1 protein-coding gene is annotated in these 1,615 nt (G+C 46.7%); it reads right to left on the bottom strand.

From position 1 onward, the window contains the following. Window positions 1–127: 127 nt before the first annotated feature. Window positions 128–1,393: an ATP-dependent Clp protease ATP-binding subunit ClpX gene (gene clpX, locus ACTHUE_RS18350; protein WP_440424126.1), complete on the bottom strand. Its 1,266-nt coding sequence runs from the start codon at window positions 1,391–1,393 to the stop codon at window positions 128–130. Window positions 1,394–1,615: the final 222 nt, after the last annotated feature.

Below are 1,615 nucleotides of genomic sequence, written 5' to 3'. Positions count from 1 at the left end.
GTCTGAATATGTTTCAGACGGCCTTTGTTTTTCATGTATAAGACCATTATTCAAAGATATACTTTTGGTTTTATTAAAAAATAAAAAAGACGTGTAGCGAGTACACGTCTTTTTCGGAGAATGATCCTTATTGCTTATATTCGCTGCCGTCTGCACGGAAAAGTTTTGGCTGTTCGCCTTTTTCCACGACCTCTTTATTGATGACGACTTTTGCTACACCTTTCAAATCCGGTAGGGCGTACATGGTGTCCAAGAGGCAACGTTCGACGATAGAGCGCAGGCCGCGCGCACCGGTTTTACGTTCCATCGCCAGTTTGGCGATGCTGCGCAAGGCATCTTCTTCAAACTCAAGGCCGACATCTTCCATTGCAAACAAGGTTTGATATTGTTTGACTAAGGCGTTTTTCGGTTCGGTCAAAATGTTGACCAAAGCATCTTCGTCCAATTCTGCCAATGTGGCAATCACGGGCAGACGGCCGATAAGCTCGGGAATCAAACCGAATTTAATTAAGTCTTCAGGCTCGACTGTTTCAAACAGGGCTGAAATATCGGCGTTTTCATCTTTGCTGTGCACCGCCGCACCAAAGCCGATACCACCTTTTTCAGTACGTTGGCGGATGACTTTTTCCAAGCCGGCAAATGCACCGCCGCAGATAAAGAGGATGTTGGTGGTATCAACGTTGATGAATTCTTGGTTCGGATGTTTGCGGCCGCCTTGCGGAGGAACGCTCGCTACCGTGCCTTCAATCAGTTTCAGCAAGGCTTGTTGCACGCCTTCGCCAGATACGTCGCGCGTGATCGATGGATTATCGCTTTTGCGTGAAATTTTATCGATTTCATCGATATAAACGATGCCGCGCTGGGCTTTTTCAACGTCAAAATCACATTTGCCCAAAAGTTTGGTGATGATTTGTTCGACATCTTCACCTACATAACCGGCTTCGGTCAAAGTTGTGGCATCCGCCATAACAAAAGGCACATCCAGTTTGCGCGCCAAAGATTGCGCCAACAGGGTTTTACCTGAGCCGGTAGGGCCGATGAGCAGGATATTGGATTTGGACAATTCGACTTTGCCGTCTGCTTTTGGATGGTGCAGGCGTTTGTAGTGGTTGTAAACCGATACTGCCAACGCTTTTTTTGCGTGTTCCTGACCGATAACGTGGTCGTTGAGGTTGGCAACGATTTCGGCCGGGGTAGGCAGTTTTTTCTCGGCGTTTTCTTCTTTCGCTTTGGCAAGCTCGTTTTCAATCTCGCCGGATTCGTTGTCTTGCAGCATCATGCCGCAAGTTTCTACACATTCGTTGCAGATGAAGGCGTGTTCGCCTTCGATCAGGTTTTTAACGTCGTTTTCGGACTTCCCGCAGAATGAACAGGTGCGTTTTTCTTCAGACATAATAATTTCTTCGTATGGTTGTATGGAGGCTGTGTTGTAAAGGGGGAACAGATATTTCGGGCGTATTGCCGGATTGAGGGAATGCCTCTGACAAAGGAGCCTAAGTATAATGACTATCTTGTGTTTTTTCAAATCAGAGCAGGCATTGCGCCGTATCGTCTAAGAAACAGATGAGGGCGCTGGATTTGAATATCTCGCAAACAAACGCAAAGTTTTCTCAAC

The organism is Neisseria sp. P0021.S005 (genome assembly GCF_051956955.1).
Note: the sequence above shows the minus strand (reverse complement) of the source record. Positions and strands in the feature narration are given on the sequence as shown.